The organism is Pseudonocardia bannensis (genome assembly GCF_012911875.1).
In the GTDB taxonomy this organism is placed as follows: domain Bacteria; phylum Actinomycetota; class Actinomycetes; order Mycobacteriales; family Pseudonocardiaceae; genus Pseudonocardia; species Pseudonocardia bannensis.
In genome coordinates, this window is sequence record NZ_JAAXKZ010000026.1 from 34,844 (window position 1) to 53,058 (window position 18,215).

An 18,215-nucleotide genomic window follows, 5' to 3' on the forward strand; every position below is an offset into this window, starting at 1 on the left:
TGGGTGAGGGTGAGCACCAGCCGTCGTCGAGGACGCCGTTGGAGGCCCGGTGCGGGAGTTCGAGTACCAGGCACTACCCGGCCGGGTGGTGTTCGGTGCCGGTGCGGCCCGCACCCGGCTGGCCGCGGAGGTCGAGCGGCTGGGCGCCTCCCGGGTCCTGCTCGTGGCCGGTGAGCGCGACGCCGCCCTGGTGCGCGAGCTCGTCGCACCGTTCGCGGACCGCGTCGCCGGCACGTTCAGCGGGATCCGCCAGCACGTCCCGCTGGCCGTCGCCGAGCAGGCCCGCGGGCTCGCCGGGTCGGTGGCCGCGGACGCGGTGCTGAGCGTCGGCGGCGGGTCGACCACCGGCACCGCGAAGGCGATCGCGCTGTCCACCGGGCTCCCGGTGATCGCGGTGCCCACCACGTACTCGGGCTCGGAGGTCACGCCGATCTGGGGGCTCACCGAGAACGACCGCAAGACGACCGGGACCGACCCCGTGGTCCTCCCCCGGTCCGTGGTCTACGACCCGGAGCTCACCGTCTCGCTGCCGGCCGACCTGTCGGCGGCCAGCGGGCTCAACGCGATGGCGCACTGCGTCGAGGCGTTCTGGGCGCCCCGGCGCAACCCGATCAGCGCCCTGATCGCGGAGGAGGGCATCCGGGCGCTGGCGAGCGGGCTGCCCGGAGTGGTCGCCGACGGTGGCGACCTGGACGGCCGCGCCGAACTGCTCTACGGCAGCTACCTGGCCGGCGCGGCACTCGCCGTCGCGGGCACCGGCCTGCACCACAAGATCTGCCATGTCCTCGGCGGCGCCTACGACCTGCCACACGCGCAGACGCACGCCGTAATGCTCCCGCACGTCCTCGCATTCAACGCTCCCGGCGCCCCGGACGCCGCCCGCCGGATCGGCCGCGCGCTGGGGGCGGCCGACGACCCGGCGGGGGCGCTGCACGCGCTGGCCTCACGGCTCCCCGTTCCCCGGAGCCTGCGCGAGCTGGGCCTGCGCGACGATCGACTCGACGATGCCGCCGCCCTGATCCACGGCATCGTCCCGGCCGACAACCCGACTCCGGTCGACGCCGCGTCGCTGCGGGCACTGCTGCAGGCGGCGTGGACCGGCGCACCGCTGGACGGCCCGTGCGAGACGACCCAGGAGGCAGCATCGTGACCCTCGATCCCGACCAGCAGGCCAAGGAGCAGGCCGCCCGCGAACAGGCGGTCACCGACGAGGCGGTCGCGAGCTTCGCCGGTGCCGGCTCCGACCGCTACCGCGAGATCATGCAGAGCCTGGTCCGGCACCTGCACGCCTTCGCCCGCGACGTCCGGCTCACCCACGACGAGTGGGAGCGCGGCATCGAGTTCCTCACCCGCGTCGGGCACATCACCGACGACCGTCGGCAGGAGTTCATCCTGCTCTCCGACGTCCTCGGACTGTCCATGCTCACCGTCGGCATCAACGCCCCGGCCTCGGCGGGCGCCACCGAGTCCACCGTGTTCGGCCCGTTCTTCGTCGAGGGGGCGCCCGAGGTGGCGTTGGACGGCGACATCGCCGGCGGCGCGAAGGGCACGCCCTGCTACGTCACCGGGACGGTGCGCTCGACCGACGGGAGGCCGCTCCCGGGCGCCCGGATCGAGGTCTGGGAAGCCGACGAGGACGGCCTCTACGACGTGCAGTACCCCGGCGCCCGCACGGCGGGCCGCGGCCGGCTGCGCGCCGGCGACTCCGGCGAGTACCGGTTCTGGTCGGTGCTGCCCTCGTGCTACGGGATCCCGGACGACGGCCCGGTGGGCGAGATGCTCGCCGCGGCGGGCCGCGGAACGATGCGGCCCGCGCACCTGCACTTCAAGGTCGACGCGCCCGGCCACCGGACGCTGATCACCCACATCTTCGTGGCCGGCGACGAGCACCTCGACCGTGACGCCGTCTTCGGTGTCAAGGACAGCCTGGTCCACGAGTTCGTCCCCGAACCCCCGGGACGGGCGCCCGACGGCTCGCAGCGCGACGAGCCGTGGAGCCGCGTCGATTTCGACATCGTGCTCGCCCCGGCGCAGGGCCACCGGGGGGTCTCCGCGTGACCAGCAGCGCCGACGCCGCCTCGGGTGCGGACCTCGAGAACGCCCCGACCGCCGAGCTGGGCGCCACGGCCGAGGGCGACCTCGAGACCGACGTCCTGGTCATCGGCAGTGGCCCGGCCGGCGGCGCCGCCGCGCTGGCGCTGGCCACCCTCGGCGTGCAGCACATGGTGATCACCAAGTACCGCTGGACCGCCAACACCCCGCGCGCGCACATCACCAACCAGCGCACGATCGAGATCTTCCGCGACCTCGGCATCGAGGCCGACGTGCTCGCGCAGGGCACCCCGCACGACCTCATGGGCGAGACGGTGTTCTGCACCAGCCTCGCCGGCGACGAGATCGGCCGGGTGCGCACCTGGGGCACCCACCCCGCGCGCGAGGCCGACTACGTGCAGGCCAGCCCGTCGCCGAACTGCGACATTCCGCAGACGCTGCTCGAACCGATCATCGTGGGGCACGCCGCGTCGCGCGGCAGCCGGATCCGCTTCGACACCGAGTACATCGGCCTCGCCCAGGACGCGGACGGCGTCACCGTGCAGGTGCGCGACCGGGTCACCGGGGCCGAGTTCCGCATCCGGGCCAGGTACGTGATCGGCGCCGACGGCGGCCGCAGCGCCGTCGCGGCCGATGTCGGGCTGCCGTTCGAGGGCGAGATGGACCTCGCCGGCAGCATGAACATCGTCTTCCACGCGGATCTGTCGAAGTACGTGGAACACCGGCCGAGCGTCCTGTACTGGGTGCTGCAGCCCGGCGCGGACATCGGCGGGATCGGCATGGGCGTGGTTCGGATGGTCCGGCCGTGGAACGAGTGGCTGGTCATCTGGGGCTACGACATCGACCAGCCGCCGCCGGAGATGGACGACGAGATCGCCACCCGGATCGTCCACGAACTCGTCGGTGACGACACGATCCCGGTGACGATCCGGTCGACGTCGCTGTGGGGCAACAACAAGATGTACGCGACGCGCTACCGCGCGGGCCGGGTGTTCTGCATGGGCGACGCGGTGCACCGGCACCCGCCGTCGAACGGGCTGGGCTCGAACACGTCCATCCAGGACGCGTACAACCTGGCCTGGAAGCTGGCCTACGTGCTGCGGGGTGCGGCCGGCGAGGGGCTGCTCGACTCCTACGACGCCGAGCGCGCGCCGGTGGGCCGGCAGATCGTGCTGCGGGCCAACAAGAGCATCGAGGAGTTCGGACCGATCTTCGAGGCGCTGGGGCTCACCGACGCCGCGGAACCGGACGAGATGCGCAGGCGGATCGCCGCCCGTGCGGACAACACGCCGGCGGCCGCGGAACAGCGCGCGAAGCTGCGCGTCGCCCTGGAGCTGAAGAACTACGAGTTCAACACCCACGGCGTCGAACTGGGGCAGCGCTACCCCGCGGACGTCTCGAAAGCCGTCGTCGGCGACGGCACGCCAGAGCCGGCGTACACCCGCGACCCCGAGCTCTACTACCACCCCACGACGTGGCCGGGCGCCCGCCTGCCGCACGTGTGGCTGGGTCGCGACGGGCACCGGGTCTCCACCCACGACCTGGCCGGCAAGGGCCGGTTCTGCCTGCTCACCGGCATCGCCGGGGAGGCCTGGGCGGACGCCGCGGTCACCGTCGGGCACAAGCTCGGCATCGAGATCGCCGCGCACGTCATCGGGCCGGGCCGCGAGCACATCGACCTGTACGACGACTGGGCCCGGGCCCGCGAGGTCGGCGAGGACGGCTGCGTGCTGGTCCGTCCTGACGCGCACGTCGCCTGGCGCTGCGCGGGGCTCGCCGGCGATCCGGCCGTCGAGTTGCACCGGGTGCTGGCCGCCGTACTCGCCCTCCCCGCGCCGTGACGTCCCGGCTCGGCGTTCGGCGCTGATCGGCTCGAGCGTGCGCTGGGAGCTCTCCGGACGACTCTCGGCGCACGTTCGAGGGCGCCGGCCGGGCCGGTACACCGCTCACCGCCGCGCGGTCGGTCCTCGCCGAACCGCGACCGGTGCGCCGCGGTTCATCCGGAATTCCCCGGAGCCACTCATCGCGCCGTGCCACACGGTCGTCTCACGGAACGTGACGACTCCTGTCATCCGATCGTGTCTCGCTTAGGTTGCCTTACGGATCAATGACGGCACGGTCACGAAACGGACACGGATTCCCCCGATCCGCCGGACCCCGACCGGACGTCCTGCCGGGCCGTCGATCCGGAAGGTAGATCGTGGCTCGGCATCGCTCCCCCCGAAGCCGCCGCGTGACCGAGGACCTGCCGGTGTCGGCTCCGACACCGGCGGCCCCCCGGACGCCGCGGCCGGTCCCCGCTCCCCGCGTGGCACGCCCCGGCGTGCCCACGCCCGTCCGGCGCGGCGTGGCCGTCGTCGCCGTCGCCGGCGGGGCGCTGTCCCTGGTCGGTGCCGCCGCCCCCGGGCCCGGCGCCGTCACCGGGACCCCACAGGCCGATCCCGGCCCCGGCGCGCAGCCGGCGGCGCTGCTGCTCACCACCGGCACCGCGAGCTCCGACGCGACAGCGGCGGCCCCGGCGCTGGTCGAGCAGCGCACCCTGGCTCCGGTCGCCCCGGAGACCGAGATCCTCGACGCCTCGGCCCTGGTCAAGGCCGTGCAACTGGCCGAGGACCAGGCCGCGGAAGCGGAACGGAAGGCAGCCGAGGCGAAGGCCGAGGCCGAGCGGAAGGCAGCCGAGGCGAAGAAGGCCGCCGAGGTACGGGCGGTCTCGGCCACCACCACGGCGGCGACCGGCGCGCTGGGCTGCGGACTGAGCACCGCGAGCCTCGGCGACGTCAAGCCGTGGGTCGAGCAGGCGGCGGAGTTCCTGGGCTGCCTGTTCGGCAAGCCGACGATGATCGGCCAGGCGAGCCGCGGCAACGCGTCGGACCACCCGTCCGGTCTCGCGCTCGACTTCATGATGCGCGGCGCCACCGGTGACCGCCTCGCCGAATGCGCGGTGCGCAACAAGGACGCGCTGGGCATCACCTACGTGATCTGGAAGCAACGGATCAACTTCGGCAGCGGCTGGCAACCCATGGAGGACCGCGGTAGCGACACCGCCAACCACTTCGACCACGTGCACGTCTCGTTCGAGAAGAGCGCGCCGGGCGGGCGGCCGACGGGCTGCTAGGAGCGCGAGTACTCCGAGGCCCGGCGCACCTGCTCGTCGGTCGGCCGCACCCCGGTGTAGAGCACGAACTGCTCCAGCGCCTGCAGCGCGATGACCTCGGTACCGGTGATGACCCGCCGGCCGCGCTCGCGGGCACGCCGCACCAGCGGGGTGTCCTCGGGCACCGCGACGACCTCGAACACGATCTCCGCCGCGTCCACCACCTCGGGTGCGACCGGCAGGTCGTCGGCTGCCGGCCCGCCCGCCATCCCGACCGGCGTCGCGTTCACCAGCAGCCGCGGCCGGGCGGCACCCAGCTCGGCCTGCCAGGGGTAGCCGTACTGCTCGGCCAGCGCCCGCCCGGTGCGCTCGTTGCGCGCGACGACGACGCCGTTACCGAATCCGCTGTCGCGCAGCGCAGCGACCACCGCCTTGGCCATCCCGCCGCTGCCCAGCACCGCGAAATCGGCGTCGGCCGGGACGTCGTGCGCGGCCAGCAACGCGACGATCGCCAGATAGTCGGTGTTGTAGGCGCGCAGGTGGCCGCCGTCGTTGACGATCGTGTTCACCGACCCGATCACGCTCGCCGACGGGTCCAGCTCGTCGACGAGCGGGATGCAGTCCTCCTTGTAGGGCATCGAGACCCCGCAGCCGCGGATGCCCAGTGCGCGGATCCCGCCGATGGCGGCGGCGAGGTCGGTCGTCGTGAACGCCTTGTAGACGAAGTCCAGGCCCAGCTCCGCGTAGAGGTGGTTGTGGAACCGCGTCCCGATGTTGCTCGGCCGGGCGGCGAGCGACATGCACAGCTGGGTGTCCTTGGATATCGACGGCACAGTAGAACGGTGCCATGACCGTCCTCGGGCAGGTAGAGCTGCACTTCCACGGGGACGTGGTGAGCTCGGGCAACCACGTCAACCTCTCCGCCGTCCGCCTCGAGGGGGACGTCATCTGGCTCGCCGGCGACGAGACGGCCACCGTGGAGCAACTGGTCCTCGACTCCCCGACCGCCCCGACCCGGGCCGAGGCCCAGCGCAGCATCCGCCTCGCCGATCTCGTCGAGCTGCCCGGAGGTCCTGACGACGAGGCCGACATCGAGGGCATCGCCCGCTCCGGCGGCGACCTGTGGCTCGTCGGCTCGCACAGCGTGGTGCGCAAGCGGATCAAGCCGGGGAACTCCGAGACCAAGGCGCTGCGTCGGCTGGGCACCGTGCGGCGGGACCCGAACCGCTTCGTCATCGTCCGGTTGGCCGTCGAGCCCGGACCCGACGGCCGCCCCGTGCCGGTCCGCGTCAGCCGCGACGGCCGGGTCAGCGCGCTGGTCGGCGCGGCCGGAGCCGAGAACCTCACCGACGTGCTCACCGGCGACGAGCATCTGGGACCGTTCCTGACGATCCCGTCGAAGGACAACGGCCTCGACGTCGAGGGGCTGGCGGTGCACGGCGACTCGCTGTACGTCGGGCTGCGCGGCCCGGTGCTTCGCGGCTGGGCCGTGGTGCTGGAGGTGCGCCCGGTCGGGGATCCGGACGACCCGGGGCGGCTGCGGCTGGGGGCGTTCCCCGACGGCACCCGCTACCGCAAGCACGTCCTGGATCTGAAGGGTCTGGGTGTGCGCGACCTGTGCCCGCACGGTGACGACCTGCTGGTGCTGGCCGGGCCCACGATGTCCCTGAGCGGACCCGTGCGGGTCCACCGGTGGCACGGCGCGGCGCACACCGAGGCCCACCGGGTGGTCCGCGGCGACGAGCTCACGCTGGAGGCCGAGCTGCCGCACGGCGACGGGGTGGACCATCCGGAGGGGATCGCGCTGCTCCCGGGCGAACCGCCGCGGCTGCTGGTGGTCCACGACAGCCCGTCACCTGCCCGCCGCCCCACGCCGCACATGATCCTGGCCGACGTCGTGGCCCTGCGCTCCTGATCCCCTGTTCGTCGCCCTGCCGCTCGTCGCGCGGAGCGTGACGGTCGACTCACCAGGAGTGACGCTGCCCGTCCGGTTCGTGACCGATCCGCTACATTCGCCCCGGATCACGAGGGCTCGGCTCCCCGACGGACACGGATTCCCCCGATCCACCGGCGACCCCGCCGATGTCCGCCCGGGCCCGACGATCCGGAAGGCAGGTCGTGACCCGGCACCGCTCCCCCGGCGGCCGGCGCACCCCGCTCAGCACGGCCCCGGTGCCCCCCAGCCGGCCGGCCACGAGACGCGGTACGCCGCCGCTCACGCCATCGGCGCAGTCGGCGTTCCGCAACGGCATGGCCGCCGCGGCGGTCGCCGGCGGTTCGCTCACCTTGATCGGGCCGGTCGCCACGCTCGCGACCGCCGGCTCGGAAACCGACACCGCGGCCGTGGTGGCGCTCGCCTCCGACAAGAGCCGTACCACCTCGGCCGGCGGCGACGGCGTGGCCGCCGTGCCCGCCGGCTACGCGAGCACCCCCGCGGACGATCTCCGGGTGATCGCCGGCATCGAGCCCGTCGCCCACCTCGCCGAGCCCGAGCCGGACCAGGTCGACGCGGCCGCGCTGCTCAAGGCCGTCGGTCTCGCCGACGTGGTGCGCAGGGCCGAGGAGGAGCGCGCGGCCCGCGAGGCCGCCGCCCGCTGCGACATCGATCTCGACGGTCTCGGCCGGGTCAAGCCCTGGGTCTCCGCCGCCGCACAGTTCCTGGGCTGCCTCTACGGGCAGCCGGATCTGATCGGCGTGGCCGGCCGGGGCCGGGTGTCCGACCATCCGTCCGGCCACGCCCTGGATTTCATGGTCCGCGGCGAGCAGGGCGACCGGATCGCCGAGTGCGCGCTGCGCAACCAGAAGGCCCTCGGCATCACCTACGTGATCTGGGAACAGAGGATCAACTACGGCGACGGCTGGCAGCGGATGGAGGATCGCGGCGGCGACACCGAGAACCACGTCGACCACGTGCACATCTCGTTCGCCAAGAGCCCGCCGGCCGGTACCCCCAGCGTCGAGCTCTGCGGCTGAGACCATCCGCGCACGAGGGCGGGCACCACGGCTACTGCCCGATCCGGCTCGGCCGGCCGCCCGGGCCCACCCGCCGGATGCCGACCACCGACGGCCGCGGCTGGCTGCCCGGGCCGTCCGGCCACGCCGACGCCGGGGCCTCCGGCGAGGCGCCGTCCAGGTCACCGGGGTGCTGGACCGAGATCAGCACGAAGTCGTCGGTGACCACCGGGCCGCAGCACTCCGCCCCCTTCGGGACGCCGGCGAACAGCGTGGTCCGGCCACGGGTCGGACCCTCCAACGAGACCCCGTAGAGACCGTCGTTGATCTTCAGCGCCCCAGCGGAGTCGGTGGAGATCCACAGGTTGCCGTAGGTGTCGAAGGCCAGGTTGTCCGGTGAGGTGATCGGGCTGACCTGGCTCTTGTCGTAGCCACCGAAGTACGTGCTCGGATCGGCCGCGTCCCCGCAGACCAGCAGGATCGACCAGCCGAACGTCGTCGCCGCCGCGTCCCGGCCCTGCTCGACCAGTTCGATGACGTGGCCGTGCTTGTTGCCGTTGCGGGGGTTGGCCTCGTCCGCCCCGGCCTGGCCCGCCTTGCCGCGGTCGGAGTTGTTGGTCAGCGCCAGGTAGACACTGCCGGTCCGCGGGTGGGGCTCGACGTCCTCGGGCCGGTCCATCTTCGTGGCGCCCACCGTGTCGGCGGCCTGCCGGGTGAAGACGTACACCTCCTCGGCGCTCATCCCGTCGACGAACGACGTGGCCCCCCGCGCGAGCTTGATCCACTCGCCGGAGCCGTCGAACGCGCCGTCGGCCGGAAGCTTCCGGGTGCCGTCGATCTCCGCGGCCGGACTGTCCCCGGTGAACCGCGCGACGTAGAGCGTGCCCTCGGTGAGCAACGTGCGGTTGTGCTCGCGGGCGCGCCGGCTCTCCCCGTGCATCATCGGCTCGTCGGAGACGTACTTGTAGACGTAGTCGAAGCGCTCGTCGTCGCCCATGTAGGCCACCGCGCGCCCGTCCCGGGTCAGCCCGATCGTGGCGCCCTCGTGCTTGAACCGGCCCAGCGCGGTGTGCTTGACCGGCGGAGCCTCCGGGTCCAGCGGGTCGACCTCGACGACCCAGCCGAAGCGGTTGGCCTCGTTCGGCTCCTTCGCCAGGTCGAAGCGCGGTTCCAGGCGCTCCCACTTGCGCTCCGAGGCACCCGCGGCGAAGCCGTAGCGCTTCAGCCGGGCGTCCGCCGGGTCGGCGTTGGCGAAGTACTGGTTGATGTTCTCCTCGCCGCTCAGGAACGTGCCCCAGGGCGTCACCCCGCCCGAGCAGTTGTTCAGCGTGCCGAGGACCTTCGTCCCCGTGGGGTCGGCGGAGGTCTTCAGCAGCGCGGAGCCCGCGGCCGGGCCGTCGAGCACGAACTCCGACGACGCGGTGTAGCGGCGGTTGTAGCGCTCGTCGAGGACCGCCGTCATCCGGCCGGTCCGGCGGTCCCGTTCGACCACCACGACCGACAGCCCGTGCGCGGCCATCCCGATCCGGATCTGCGCGTCGGCGGGGTTCGCCGGGTCGTAGCCGCGGAACATCAGCGGCTCGATCGTGTACTCGTGGTTGCTGAACATCACGAAGCGGCCGCCGCCACCGGGGAGGGCGACGAGGCCGCAGAAGTCGTTGTTGTAGCCGAACTGGCCGGCCTGCGCCTCGGGCGTCTGGCCGTCGAAGTCGAACGCCGGCGCCCCCGGCACGACGGGATCGCCCCAGCGGATCACGATGTTCTGGTCGTAGCCCGGGGGCAGCGTGACGGTGTCGGCGGTGTTCGGCGCGACGGCCGGGTAGTCCAGCCCGCGAGGCGGACGGACGTCCGGGGCAGCGGGCGCGCCGGTCGCCGCCGCCGCGGTGCCCGTCAGCGCGCCGGTCGCACCGGTCGCGACCGCGAGCACGGCCCCGGCCCGCAGCACCCCGCGGCGGCTCGCTGCGCGGGACAGCACCGCGCCGAAGTACTCGTTGTCCGACGTGTTGGGCGCTTCCTGCGAGCACGCGTTCCCGCAGCGGTACAGGCAGGTCAGGCCCTGGCGCCCGGAGGGGTGCCGGGGGAGCAGGGGCAGTGCGACGGGCCGTCGTTCGTCGTCCGGGCAGGGCTGCGCCACGGTCGTCCTCCAGGTGGGATGTCGGGAACCGGACGAACCGTAGGTAGTCGACCCGAGGCGCCGATGGCTCCCAGATGACCACCGGGTGAACCGATCAAATACCCCGTGGGGGACGGTGTCAGGGCGTGGCCTCGTGCCGCGGCTGTCCGGGGGTCCGGCGACGCTCCTTCATCTCGGCCTCGAAGACGTGCCGGCGCCCGGCCATGGTGTCGTCCCGCACCTCCCGCTCCAGGCCCTTGAACACGTCGTAGTAGCCGTCCTCGAACTCCTCGACGATCTGGAACGTCCACCGGCCGGGCAGGACGTTGCGCCCGATCAGCTCGGTCTGGATCCGGTCCGCCCAATGGTTCCGGCCGGCCTTGCGCAACTGCTCGACGACGTCGTCGAGCATGGCGTCGGCCCCACCTATCAGCTGGTGGAACTCGAACAGCGCGCCGCGCGCCCGCTCGAGCCGTTCCAGCGCCTCGGAGAACTTCCCGACGGCCGAGACCAGGTCATCGGAGGCGCCGTCCGGGCGCGCGTGGGCCTCGTCCACCGACCGTGCATCCTTGTCGCTCACGGGCGACGCGATACCCGGCGGCGATCAACGGCCAAACCCGGGCCCGATCCGGCACCGCCGGCCGGGCCCGAGGACGGCCTGGCTGATCACATGGCCGGGTCGTGACCGTTTGCCGTTTCCGGGGCCCGGGAACCCGGCCCGGTGCCCGAGAGCCCGCGGCGTCCGCCGCTGCCGCTTCCGCTCGCCGTCCTCGTCGCCTTGCCCGGTGCGTCCTTCGGCGCAGCCACCTACCTGGGCCTCCCGCACCCCGACCTCGCCCCACCACTGGCCGCCCTGATCTACGGCCTCGCCATCATCGGCGCGGCGTTCATCCTCGCCTGGGCCGCCGAAGCCGCTCAGGTCGACATCAGTGGCGGGCTCGCCCTGGCGGTGCTGGCGCTGCTCGCGGTGCTGCCCGAGTACGCCGTCGACTTCGTGTTCAGCTTCCGCGCCGGGCAGGTCTACGAGGAGACGGGGACGTGCCAGCCCGGGCCGGACGGAGCCAGCCCGTGCTCACTCGCCCTGGCCAACATGACCGGGGCCAACCGGGTCCTCGTCGGCGTCGGCTGGCCGCTGGTGGTACTGGCGGCCACGCTCGCCGTGCTGCGGTCCCGCCGAAAAGGCGGTGACGGCAGCGCGTCGACCCACGTCGGTTGCGTCCAGATGCCCCGGAAGATGGCCCCCGAGGTCGTCTTCCTCGGCCTCGCCACGCTGTACTCGCTGACCCTGCCGCTACGCCACACGCTGACCCTCGTCGACGCCGCGGTCCTCGTCTCGATCTTCGTGGGCTACGCGTGGCGGCTGGCCCAGGCGCCGACGGACAAGCCCGATCTGCTCGGCACGGCGAAGTGGGTCGGCACGATGAGCAGGGCGCCACGACGATGGACCGTCAGCGGCATGTTCGTGATCGCCGCGCTGGTCATCCTGGCCGCCGCGGAGCACTTCGCGGAGGGCCTGGTGGCCACCGGCAGCGAGCTGGGGGTGAACCCGTTCATCCTGGTCCAGTGGGTCGCGCCGCTGGCCAGCGAATCACCCGAACTGATCGTCGCGTGCCTGTACGCGTGGCGGCTCAAGGCCGGCGACTCGCTGGGCACGCTGCTGTCGAGCAAGGTCAACCAGTGGACCCTGCTCGTGGGCACGATCCCGATCGTCTTCGCGTCGGCCGGAAGCACCACCGACGGCCTACCCCTCGACGAGCAGCAGCGCTACGAACTGCTGCTGACCGCGGCGCAGTCGTTGTTCGCGGTGAGCATCCTGGTCTCGCTGGCGCTGACCGTGCGCGGTGCGGTGGCCCTGTTGGTGCTGTTCCTGGTGCAGTTCGTCTCCAGCCTCACGCTGTCTGCGGCGGCCGACCGCGTCATCGTGGTGGCGCTGTCCGTGCTCTACGGCCTGCTCGCGATCGTGCGGCTCGTCCGGCACCGCCGGGAGTTCGTCCAGCTCACCCGCGACGGGCTCGTCGCCCCCTTCGAGGAGCTCACGAAGACCGGCCAGCGGAAGGCCGGTTGACCGGGCGGCTCCCGGGCGCCGAACCTCGACGACGCCGCTAGCGTTGAAGCCGTGCGGGTATCTGCATCGATGGAGAGGACTCGAACCTCATGCGCGTGGGCGTGCTCACCGGGGGCGGCGACTGCCCCGGACTGAATGCGGTCATCCGGGCCATCGTCCGCAAGGGCATCCCGGAGTACGGCTTCTCCTTCCTCGGCTTCCGGGACGGCTGGCGCGGTCCGCTCGACGGGCTGACGAGACCCCTCGACATCCCCGCGGTCCGCGGGCTGCTACCCCGCGGCGGCACCATCCTCGGCTCGTCGCGGACGAACCCGTTCGCCATCGAGGACGGGGTCGAGCGGATCCGCAGGAACCTGATGAACTTCGGCGTCGAGGCGCTGATCGCGATCGGCGGCGAGGACACCCTCGGCGTGGCGGCGAAGCTGCACGAGGTCGGCGTCAACGTCGTCGGCGTGCCGAAGACGATCGACAACGACCTGGCGGGCACCGACTACACCTTCGGCTTCGACACCGCCGTCAACATCGCGACCGAGGCGATCGACCGCCTGCACACGACGGCCGAGTCCCACCACCGCGTGCTGATCGTCGAGGTGATGGGCCGCCACGCCGGCTGGATCGCGCTGCACTCCGGAATGGCCGGCGGCGCGAACGCGATCCTCATCCCCGAGGTCCGGTTCGACATCGAGCAGGTCTGCAAGTGGGTGGAGAGCCGGTTCCGGCTCGACTACGCCCCGATCATCGTCGTCGCCGAGGGCGCGAAGCCCAAGGAGGGCGACGAGGTGCTGGTGACCGGCGAGAAGGACGCCTTCGGCCACGTCCGGCTCGGTGGCATCGGCGACCACCTCGCCCGCGAGATCGAGGCGCGCACCGGCAAGGAGGCCCGCACCACGGTGCTCGGGCACGTGCAGCGCGGCGGGACACCGAGCGCGCGCGACCGCTGGCTCGCCACCCGCTTCGGCCTGCACGCGATCGACGCGGTGCACGAGGGCAACTGGGGCACGATGATGGCCCTGCGCGGGACCGACATCATCGCGGTGCCGCTGTCGGAGGCGACCAAGGAGCTCAAGCTCGTGGACCCGGCGCTGTACGCCGAGGCGGAGGTCTTCTTCGGGTGACGGCCGGCCTGCCGGCGTCGGTTACCGGACCGAGCCCCCGCCCTGCGCGCCCACCACGACCGCTTGCTGCTGGTCGAGACCGACGCGATGCTGGAGCTCTTCGCGCTCGCGGTGACCTGGAACGAAGCCGGAGTATCCGACCGATGCCACGGTCGCGCCGCCGGACTGGATCCGGTGCGCCGAGGCGCACCGATGGCGGGACCGGGATCGGGCGGAGCGGGTCTTCGGGTTGGCCACCGACGTGGCGCTGCGGGGGCGCCGCGCGAGCGGGTTGGGCATGGCCGCGGGAGACGGGCCGGCTCCCGGCAGCGGGCCCGCCGTCCCGGGGCGCCCACCCTGGCTCCGCATCGCCACCCCCGGAGCCGGGCGCCGCGACTGCGGCGTCAGCGCGGCAGGCCGGTGACCTGGAACTCGTCGAGCCGCAGCACCGTCGCGCGGTCGTCGCCGGAGCGCAGGGCGAGCTCTCCGCTGTCGTCGAGGCGGCCGACCACCGCGGCCGCGAGGTCGCGCTCGGCGAACGCGGCGAGGCACGCCTCCTCCCGGCCGTGCGGGACGCACAGCAGGAACCCGTAGCTCGGGAAGCAGTTGAACCACTTCGTCAGCGGGACGCCCGCCGGGGCCGGGACGGCGTCGACGTCCACGGTCACCCCGTGCCCGCCCGGCTCCAGCAGCATCGCCAGGGAGCCGACGAGCCCGGCCATGCTGATGTCCTTCGCCGCCACGACCAGGCCCTCGCGGGCGAGCCTGGCCAGCAGCCGGACGTCGCCTGCGCAGCGGTTGCCGCGTGCCGGGAAGGCCGGGAAGAACGGGAAGTCGGGGCGCATCTCACCGTCGAGCGCCGCCGCCACGACGAGTGACTGACCGGCCTCGGCCCGGGTGACCGACAGCGGTGCCGGGGTGCTGCCGACGCCGAACGCCGAGAGCGCGGGCGGCCCGTCGTGGATCGTCAGGTGGCCGCCGATGATCGGGACCTCGAACAGCTCCGACGCCGCTCGCATGCCGGCCAGCGCCTCGCGGGCGACCTCCTCGGTGGCGACGACCGTGTCGACGATGCCGAGCGGCTCCGCGCCCATCGCGGCCAGGTCGTTGATGTTGGTCAGCACCGCGGCGAACCCGGCGCCGCGCGGGTCTGCCTTCACGAACGGCGGGAACAGAGCTTCGCCGCAGGCGACGACGCCCGTCCCGCCGGCCTCGACCACGGCCCCGTCGTCACCCGGCCCGCCGAGCCAGTCCGTTCCACCGAGCACCTCGCCGACGAGACCGATCTCGGCCTTCGCCCGAAGCCCCGGGTTGGCCAGCACGGAGTCGACGAGCTCTCCGAGCGAGACGGCCACCTGCGTCATTGCGTTCCCTTCGACACCGCTCAACAGCGCAACATCCACCACACGGCACGCGCCGGCTCCGGGCCGGGGTTGCGCCACTCGTGCGGCCGGTCCGTCGGGTAGTGCAGGGTGTCGCCGGCCCGCACGAGGTAGCGCTCGCCGGCCACCTCCACCTGCAGCTCCCCCTCCAGGACCATCATCATTTCCTCGCCGGGCCGCAGCGGGCGGGTGTCCCCGCTCGTGCCGTGCGGCTCGACGACGGCCAGCACCGCACCGCCGCGCAGCAGCTCGCTCGGCTCCGCGATCCCCTCGGCGGTCACACCCTCCGCGGAGGACGCCCAGTCCGCGGGCGGTGCGGGCCGGTCGGCCGCTCGCACGTGCACCGCGACCGGCGCCGAGTGCCCGGCGTCGTCGACGAAGTAGGCGATCGGGCGTCCGAGGGCCCCCGACAGCTTGAGCAGCGTCGTGATCGTCGGGACCATGTCACCCCGCTCGACCTTGTGGATCGCGGCGGCCGACACGTCGGACCGGGCCGCCAGCTGCTGCAACGAGAGCCCGAGCTGCTGGCGCACCTCGCGCACCTTCGGCCCGATCGCGCCGACGATCGGCTCCCAGCCGGCCGGGTCCCGGTGTGGGCCGCCGTCGGCCGTGCGCTCTGGCACCGTCATCGGGCGGCCTCCTCGCTGGTTCCGCGCACGTCCCGGACGTCCAGCATCATAAATGGCCTTCACCTATCGTGGACACTCTTGACAGGTGTCCACGGACACGGCTCCGCCAGGTCCCGCTGAGCTGCTAGACCATGCCCTGCCGGGTCGCGGTGTAGACGATCTCGGTCCGGCGCCGGACGTCCAGCTTGTCCCGCAGGTTGCGCACGTGGAACTTGACGGTCGCCTCGGAGATGAGCAGCCGCACGCCGATCTCACGGTTGCTCATCCCGGTGGCCAGCAGCTTGAGGACCTGGTTCTCGCGCTCGGTGAGCATCTGCCCACGAGGTCGGTCACCGGGTTCGTCGGCGCGGATCATGTCCATCACCACGGCGGTGGTCCGCGAGTCGAAGACGCTCTCGCCGCGCAGTACGGCGTGCACCGCGCGGACGATGTCCGCGGTGTCCGCACCCTTGCGCAGGTAGCCGTGCACCCCGAGCCGGACGGTGCGCAGCATCACCTCGCGGTCGCGGCAACTGGTCAGCACCAGCACCCGCACGCCCCGGCGCCGCTCCAGCAGCGTCCGCGCGACGTCGACGCCCACGGTGTCGCCGTGGCCCAGGTCGACGTCGAGAACGACGATGTCGGGTGCGGCCCGGTCGGCGATCAGCAGCGCGTCGCGGGCCGTTGCCGCCTCCCCCACCACGGTCAGTTCCGGCTCGGCGGCGAGCAGCTGACGCAGTCCGAACCGGACGATGGCCTGCCCGTCGACCAGGAGGACGCGAGCGGTGCGGCGCAGGATCGCGGGTTCCTGCCCCGTCCCGTACCGGCGGTGATCGAGCACGGCGTCGACCGACATCGTCAGGGCTCTCCCCTCGCTGGGCGGTGGTACGAAACCGACGGTAGGAAACGCCACGTTGCGCGTTCGTTGCACTGTGCAGTAGGCATGCCGCGCTCCGTCCCGAATGCGCAGTTAGAGTTGCCGGCGACACCGGCGAGGCCAGGACCGGTGCTCGCCCAGCGCCGGTGCTCGGGGGTGTGAGATGTCGACGGAGTCCGACCCCCTCGCGCACTTCCGGCTGCTGTCGCAGGTGTTCGACGCCGTGCTGGGCGGCGACGAGCGCAGCGGCGGGCCGCGCCCGATCGTCTCGGAGTCCTGGCAGCGCAGCCTCGCGGCGGACATCGATCCCGAGAGCCGCACGCCACCCGTGGTCTACCGCTCGGCCGACCTGCCCGACATCCGCGAGGCGCACCCGCTCAACTCGGTGATGCCGCTGCTGCGCAACACCCTGGTGAGCATCGCCGACGAGGCCATGCACGTGATGCTGGTGACCGACGCCGAGGGGCACATCCTGTGGCGCGACGGAGCGGCCAAGCTGCTCGCCGATGCCGACGGGGTCGGCCTGTTCCCCGGCACCCAGTGGAGCGAGGACGCGATCGGCACCAACGCCATGGGCACCACGCTGGCGGTGGACGCCCCGGTGCAGATCCACTCCGCCGAGCACCTGGTCCGGACCTACCACACCTGGACGTGCGTCGCGGCCCCCGTGCACGACCCGGACACCGGCGGGATCCTCGGCGCGATCGACATCAGCGGCCCGCTGCACACGGCGCACCCCGCGCTCGTCCAGTTGGTCGCGGCGACCGCACAGCTCGCGGAGAACCAGCTCCGGGTCCAGTTGGCCATCGCCGACGAGCGGCTGCGGGTGCGGAACATGCCGCACCTGGCGAGCCTGCGCGGCGGGGCGGGCGCGCTGGTCACTCCCACGGGACGGATCCTCGCCGGCGAGCCCTACGGCTGGTGGCCGGAGCGCATCACCCTGCACGAGGGGTCGGACCGGGTGGTGCTGGCGAACGGCCGGGAGATCCTCGTCGAGCCCCTCGCCGAGGGGTACCTGCTGCGCGCGCCCGGGCCGTCGACGTCCGCACCTGCGCAACGGCCGGACACCGCACTGACGCTGCGCTTCCTCGGCGACGGCGCCCCGAGCGTGCTGCTCAACGGCCGGTCGATCCCGCTGACGCTGCGCCCGGCCGAGATCCTGACCGCGCTCGCCCTGCATCCCGAGGGGCTGACCGCCGAGCGGCTCGCGCTGCTGCTCTACGGCGACGACGGCAACCAGACCACCGTCCGCGGCGAGATCCACCGGCTCCGGGCGCTGATCGGTGCCGACGTGCTGCAGACCCGGCCGTACCGGCTGGCGGCCACCGTGGACAGCGACTTCGGCACCGTCCGGCGCGCACTGCGGGCCGGGCGGGTCGAGGCGGCGCTGCGCGCCTGCACCGGCCCCCTGCTGCCGAGATCGGACGCGCCGGAGATCCGCGACGTGCGCGAGGAACTGGCGGTCGGCCTGCGTCGCGCGGTCCTCGACACCGAGGACGTGGACCTGTTGTACGCCTTCGCGGGTCACCCGCTGGGGATCACCGACCTGGAGGTGCACGACCGTCTGACGGATCGGCTGCCGCTGGGCGATCGCCGCCGGCCCGTGGTGGCCTCCCGCCGTACCCGCCTGCTCGCCGAGCACTGATCACGGTCACCCGCAGCACGCCCCGGCACCGAGTGCGGTGAGCCATAGTTGGAGTGCGCTGGTTGACATCCCGACACGTACAGGTCTCCTATAGGAGACGTTCAGTTACTCAAGTGAACGTCACCTCGGGGGTGGATGAACGATGACCGTGGTCGACGATGGCCGGTCGACGGGCACGGGTGCGGGTTCGGAGGCAGTGGCCTCCTTGATCATGGATCTGCAGGCGGTCGGCCTGCGGATCGAGACCGACCTGGCCACCACCCGCACCGGCGGCGCCGGCCCCTCCGACTCCGGCATGCTCTGGATCGAAGGCGTCCCGGTCACCGTCCCCCC

At 72.9% G+C, this 18,215-nt stretch carries 15 protein-coding genes; 9 read left to right on the forward strand and 6 right to left on the reverse strand.

The features are described 5' to 3' along the window. Nucleotides 1-49 precede the first annotated feature (49 nt). The 4 genes from HF519_RS09855 (at nt 50) to HF519_RS09870 (ending at nt 5,167) form a co-directional block, all read left to right on the forward strand. Nucleotides 50-1,150 (forward strand): maleylacetate reductase, encoded by a 1,101-nt coding sequence (locus HF519_RS09855; protein ID WP_169412378.1) that lies wholly within the window; start codon nt 50-52, stop codon nt 1,148-1,150. After that, the gene (locus HF519_RS09860; RefSeq protein ID WP_169412380.1) at nt 1,147-2,058 is read left to right on the forward strand and encodes a dioxygenase family protein; all 912 of its coding nucleotides are present in this window, start codon (nt 1,147-1,149) and stop codon (nt 2,056-2,058) included. Before HF519_RS09855 ends, HF519_RS09860 begins: the two co-directional genes overlap by 4 nt. Beyond that, nucleotides 2,055-3,893, forward strand: a complete 1,839-nt coding sequence (locus tag HF519_RS09865; RefSeq protein WP_312860022.1) for an FAD-dependent oxidoreductase — start codon at nt 2,055-2,057, stop codon at nt 3,891-3,893. Before HF519_RS09860 ends, HF519_RS09865 begins: the two co-directional genes overlap by 4 nt. Nucleotides 3,894-4,360: 467 nt before the next feature. Further along, nucleotides 4,361-5,167 carry a VldE C-terminal domain-containing protein gene (locus HF519_RS09870; RefSeq protein WP_169412382.1) on the forward strand — a complete coding sequence of 269 codons (807 nt, stop codon included), beginning with the start codon at nt 4,361-4,363 and terminating at the stop codon, nt 5,165-5,167. On the opposite strand, the gene HF519_RS09875 is transcribed toward HF519_RS09870, so the two are convergent. Then, nucleotides 5,164-5,979, reverse strand: a complete 816-nt coding sequence (locus tag HF519_RS09875) for a shikimate 5-dehydrogenase (RefSeq protein WP_169412384.1) — start codon at nt 5,977-5,979, stop codon at nt 5,164-5,166. The two genes, HF519_RS09870 and HF519_RS09875, sit on opposite strands and share 4 nt — an antisense overlap. Before the next feature lie 14 nt (nt 5,980-5,993). On the opposite strand from HF519_RS09875, the gene HF519_RS09880 reads away from it, so the two are divergent. Next, complete coding sequence (locus HF519_RS09880) at nt 5,994-7,061, forward strand: DUF3616 domain-containing protein (RefSeq protein WP_169412386.1); 1,068 nt, start codon at nt 5,994-5,996, stop codon at nt 7,059-7,061. Between the two features lie 335 nt (nt 7,062-7,396). Further along, nucleotides 7,397-8,119 (forward strand): VldE C-terminal domain-containing protein, encoded by a 723-nt coding sequence (locus tag HF519_RS09885; RefSeq protein WP_169412388.1) that lies wholly within the window; start codon nt 7,397-7,399, stop codon nt 8,117-8,119. Nucleotides 8,120-8,150: 31 nt separating this feature from the next. Here the strand turns inward: HF519_RS09885 and HF519_RS09890 are convergent, their stop codons facing one another. After that, complete coding sequence (locus HF519_RS09890) at nt 8,151-10,232, reverse strand: PhoX family protein (RefSeq protein ID WP_312860023.1); 2,082 nt, start codon at nt 10,230-10,232, stop codon at nt 8,151-8,153. Nucleotides 10,233-10,350: 118 nt separating this feature from the next. Continuing rightward, nucleotides 10,351-10,791 (reverse strand): hypothetical protein, encoded by a 441-nt coding sequence (locus HF519_RS09895; protein WP_312860024.1) that lies wholly within the window; start codon nt 10,789-10,791, stop codon nt 10,351-10,353. 141 nt (nt 10,792-10,932) lie between these two features. Here HF519_RS09895 and HF519_RS09900 point away from each other — a divergent pair, with 141 nt between their 5' ends. After that, nucleotides 10,933-12,276 (forward strand): calcium:cation antiporter family protein, encoded by a 1,344-nt coding sequence (locus HF519_RS09900; RefSeq protein WP_169412390.1) that lies wholly within the window; start codon nt 10,933-10,935, stop codon nt 12,274-12,276. Between the two features lie 89 nt (nt 12,277-12,365). Continuing rightward, the gene (locus HF519_RS09905; protein WP_169412392.1) at nt 12,366-13,391 is read left to right on the forward strand and encodes a 6-phosphofructokinase; all 1,026 of its coding nucleotides are present in this window, start codon (nt 12,366-12,368) and stop codon (nt 13,389-13,391) included. A gap of 383 nt (nt 13,392-13,774) precedes the next feature. On the opposite strand, the gene HF519_RS09910 is transcribed toward HF519_RS09905, so the two are convergent. From HF519_RS09910 to HF519_RS09920, 3 genes are all read right to left on the reverse strand, one after another. Continuing rightward, nucleotides 13,775-14,734 (reverse strand): AIR synthase related protein, encoded by a 960-nt coding sequence (locus HF519_RS09910; protein WP_169412395.1) that lies wholly within the window; start codon nt 14,732-14,734, stop codon nt 13,775-13,777. Between the two features lie 20 nt (nt 14,735-14,754). Then, on the reverse strand, nt 14,755-15,381 hold the full coding sequence (locus HF519_RS09915; RefSeq protein WP_169412397.1) for a cupin domain-containing protein: 627 nt from the start codon (nt 15,379-15,381) through the stop codon (nt 14,755-14,757). Between the two features lie 124 nt (nt 15,382-15,505). Further along, nucleotides 15,506-16,216 carry a LuxR C-terminal-related transcriptional regulator gene (locus HF519_RS09920; protein WP_169412399.1) on the reverse strand — a complete coding sequence of 237 codons (711 nt, stop codon included), beginning with the start codon at nt 16,214-16,216 and terminating at the stop codon, nt 15,506-15,508. A gap of 184 nt (nt 16,217-16,400) precedes the next feature. Here HF519_RS09920 and HF519_RS09925 point away from each other — a divergent pair, with 184 nt between their 5' ends. Further along, nucleotides 16,401-17,882 carry a helix-turn-helix domain-containing protein gene (locus HF519_RS09925; protein ID WP_169412401.1) on the forward strand — a complete coding sequence of 494 codons (1,482 nt, stop codon included), beginning with the start codon at nt 16,401-16,403 and terminating at the stop codon, nt 17,880-17,882. The last annotated feature ends 333 nt before the right edge of the window (nt 17,883-18,215 follow it).

Coding starts and splice junctions, on each gene's coding strand:
- HF519_RS09920 (WP_169412399.1), bottom strand. CDS start 16,216: ATGTCGGTCGACGCCGTGCTCGATCACCGCCGGTACGGGACGGGGCAG.
- HF519_RS09905 (WP_169412392.1), top strand. CDS start 12,366: ATGCGCGTGGGCGTGCTCACCGGGGGCGGCGACTGCCCCGGACTGAAT.
- HF519_RS09925 (WP_169412401.1), top strand. CDS start 16,401: ATGTCGACGGAGTCCGACCCCCTCGCGCACTTCCGGCTGCTGTCGCAG.
- HF519_RS09915 (WP_169412397.1), bottom strand. CDS start 15,381: ATGACGGTGCCAGAGCGCACGGCCGACGGCGGCCCACACCGGGACCCG.
- HF519_RS09885 (WP_169412388.1), top strand. CDS start 7,397: ATGGCCGCCGCGGCGGTCGCCGGCGGTTCGCTCACCTTGATCGGGCCG.
- HF519_RS09880 (WP_169412386.1), top strand. CDS start 5,994: ATGACCGTCCTCGGGCAGGTAGAGCTGCACTTCCACGGGGACGTGGTG.
- HF519_RS09910 (WP_169412395.1), bottom strand. CDS start 14,734: ATGACGCAGGTGGCCGTCTCGCTCGGAGAGCTCGTCGACTCCGTGCTG.